The following is a 2,981-nucleotide window of genomic DNA, read 5'->3' on the forward strand; positions in this document are numbered from 1 at the left end:
AAGAGGCGATCTCGGTTAATGCGCAGGGGCGACAGCGATCGCCGTGTAACGGGGGTATCGGTCGTCAGAGACATGATGATCAGATAAATGTGCGGCGACAAGATTGACTATAAACCTGACAACAATTGCTTTGCCAATCTTTGAAAGTACGGTGTCAGTCATTTTCTACATCATCCGGCATATCGTCAAAGCTGCCGTCGATTCTTGCTTCACAGGTTTCAAAAAACAAAAGACCTGCCTTTTCATATTCGTCTAACTGATCGTAGACTGCCACATAATCCCCACTGGGTTTGATGTCTATGGCAACATTTATTTCATCGGCTCGTTCATACGAGGCTTCATACTTTTCCAGCGTTCTCAAAAGATCAATCTGGCGTTCACGACCAATTTCTTTGTTAAAGATGATTCGATAGGTTCGATGTCCGCTTGGGGTTACAACCCTACGTATTTCTGGCTTGAGTTCATCAGAGTCAGCTGTGGCAACAACAATGTCTAAGAAATTTAGACCATATGCAAAGAATGGGACATTTTCGATACGATACAGGTCATTTCCCAGCGGAGTAGCCCAAAGTGATTCACCACCGATCGCCCAGTGATTTGGAAGATCGATATAAACTTTTTCTAAATTTTCGTTACTCATAGTTAGTGCCGCCTAACCAACTTATTGAATGGTAAGTTGCTGGATATTGTTCTAATCTAGATCGATCGCCAGAAGTTTTCTTCCGATCATGAGGCTGTGGGGCGATCGCAACAAAGTTTTCACATATTTTCAGGCATAGCCCAAAGCTCAGCACCATAGATCGCCCCCACTTGAGCCAGTTGATCGAGGCGGTGCAAGAGGCGATCTCGGTTAATGCGCAGGGGCGACAGCGATCGCCGTGTAACGGGGGTATCGGTCGTCAAAGACATGGGCAGCAGGGAAATCCAACGATAAGTTTGACTATAAACCAGACAACTTTGACGAGGCATCTCTGAATCGCTTCAGTATCGCAGGCTTGGAGATGATGTCATATTCAACAGTAAACCCGTTTTAAGGGCAGACACCACAACACCTATTTCAAGTCAAAAATTCAGTTCTAAAAGATGCTTTATGACCGATTCATATACCATCTTGGAAACCAGAAACTAAAGGCGATTAATACTGCCAGCAAAGGCGTACTTAAAGCTGAGCGAATGACCAAGAATAATTCCAGTGGCAACCAGATCTGCGAGGCGATTAGGATAGCCGCAGCCATGAGATGCACAATTCCCCATATTGCCGTGAGAATAATCCAGGCCGATCTGAATTCTTGAGACTGGCCAAATTCTCCAAGTTCCTCTGTTTTTGGTATTCCTCCCACTGCTTCAGCAAAAACAAGGATCAAAGGACGATAGATAAATAATGATCCGAAACAAATTAAACCCCAGAGAACGTGATCGATCGCGGCTGTGGTCAAATAAAATTCCGGATTCAATGTGATGAGCAAACCTACGACTTCAATGAAAGTCAAGGGCAGAGATAATACAGCAAAGAGATTTATCTTCTTGAGTGCTAGATGAGTCACTAAAATCACTGCTGCACTCCATCCCGCCGCTAGCAGGGCACCCACCAAGGGTTGCTCAAAGTGATGGAAGAGATAAAAGATTAGACCTGGAGTCAAAGCTCCAATGGCAAACTGCTTCCAAGGAAATCTTTGTCTCATCAACTCAGCTTCTGATACTAATATCGCCAGATTTTCACTTAAATCAGACCATTGATTCACGCTCTAGAGTAAGGGGAGACGGCGATCTCGGTTAATGCGCAGGGGTGACAGCGGTGGCCGCGTAACGGGGGTATTGGTCGTCAAATACATGATGCTCAAAAATATTCGGCGACAAGGTTGACTATAGCCCCGACGGCTTCTGCTTCGTCAACGGCTAATGATTGCGTTAACTGGGCGATCGCAACCGACCCTGTTGAGAAGCCCCAATACCGCCAGGTTATTAGGCGTTTTCTCTCGCCATTTTGATATAGCCAGGAATGCTTTCAAAATCTTTGAACCATCGCTGAATATTGGCATACTCTGATAAGTCAAAGCCGCCCTCATGGGCGACATGGGTGTAGGCATACAAGCTAATGTCCGCAATAGTTGCATTCGCCCCGAGAAAGAATTGATTGTCCGCTAAATGTTGTTCCATCACGGCCAGCGCTTTATGGCCACCTGCTTGTTTGGCGTGATATTCGGCTTCTCGCGCTTGGGGCAAGCCCAGGTATTTATTGATATATCTGGCGGTGGCAATATACGGTTCGTGACTGTATTGTTCAAAAAACTGCCACTGCAAAACTTTCGCCCTTTCGTACTTGGTTGAGGGCAAAAAGTCAGTCCCTTCGGCGAAGTAATTTAAGATTGCGTTGGACTCCCACAGATAGTTGCCGTCATCCAACTCCACCACGGGGATTCGGGTGTTGGGATTCATCTGCTTAAAGGCTTCGGTATGCGTCTCACTCGCGAGGATATCAACAGGAATCCATTGATGGGAAATATCTAAAAACTGCATCAACAATTTGATTTTGTAGCAATTTCCCGACAGCATATCTCCATAAACTTTATACATATAATTTCCTCACTCAACTCGCATCATCCTCATACTTCACTAGATCCAGTTAATCTCTGGAATTAACTCTGTAGCTTGCGTCATTCTAGTGGCACATAAAAATTCCCTTGGATTGGCGTAGTGTTGCATTTCTCCCGATCAGAAATTGACTGCCTTAGTTCAAAGGTTGTTCTTAACCATCCCAGGCTTCTATCGGCTGAATGGGTTTAGTATCTGAACATCACAGTGCTCAAAATCGCGAGTGTTTCGAGTTACCAAAGTCAGATGATGAACGTGAGCCGTATCCGCAATCAGCATATCGGCCTGGGTGCGGGGCCTGCCCTGTGTCCGCAAGTTTCCTCGCAGTTCTCCTGCCCGTTGAGCAATCTCTGGGGTAATGGGAAGCACCTGACAATACGTGGTCAAAA

At 45.7% G+C, this 2,981-nt stretch carries 5 protein-coding genes; all 5 read right to left on the minus strand.

Annotated features, from left to right (window positions below):
• Positions 1-154: 154 nt before the first annotated feature.
• Positions 155-640, minus strand: coding sequence for a DUF4265 domain-containing protein (locus QQ91_RS12860; protein ID WP_052288207.1), 486 nt, complete (start codon positions 638-640; stop codon positions 155-157).
• 119 nt (positions 641-759) lie between these two features.
• On the minus strand, positions 760-909 hold the full coding sequence (locus QQ91_RS12865; protein ID WP_160299493.1) for a hypothetical protein: 150 nt from the start codon (positions 907-909) through the stop codon (positions 760-762).
• A gap of 179 nt (positions 910-1,088) precedes the next feature.
• Positions 1,089-1,742 (minus strand): VC0807 family protein, encoded by a 654-nt coding sequence (locus tag QQ91_RS12870; RefSeq protein WP_130199303.1) that lies wholly within the window; start codon positions 1,740-1,742, stop codon positions 1,089-1,091.
• 220 nt (positions 1,743-1,962) lie between these two features.
• On the minus strand, positions 1,963-2,574 hold the full coding sequence (locus tag QQ91_RS12875; RefSeq protein WP_039725251.1) for a glutathione S-transferase family protein: 612 nt from the start codon (positions 2,572-2,574) through the stop codon (positions 1,963-1,965).
• Between the two features lie 189 nt (positions 2,575-2,763).
• Positions 2,764-2,981: PIN domain-containing protein (locus tag QQ91_RS12880; RefSeq protein WP_201277528.1), on the minus strand; the 218-nt coding region annotated here is incomplete at its 5' end.

The organism is Lyngbya confervoides BDU141951 (assembly GCF_000817775.3).
Lineage (GTDB): Bacteria > Cyanobacteriota > Cyanobacteriia > Thermosynechococcales > Thermosynechococcaceae > Lyngbya > Lyngbya confervoides.

Coding starts and splice junctions, on each gene's coding strand:
- QQ91_RS12860 (WP_052288207.1), bottom strand. CDS start 640: ATGAGTAACGAAAATTTAGAAAAAGTTTATATCGATCTTCCAAATCAC.
- QQ91_RS12865 (WP_160299493.1), bottom strand. CDS start 909: ATGTCTTTGACGACCGATACCCCCGTTACACGGCGATCGCTGTCGCCC.
- QQ91_RS12875 (WP_039725251.1), bottom strand. CDS start 2,574: ATGTATAAAGTTTATGGAGATATGCTGTCGGGAAATTGCTACAAAATC.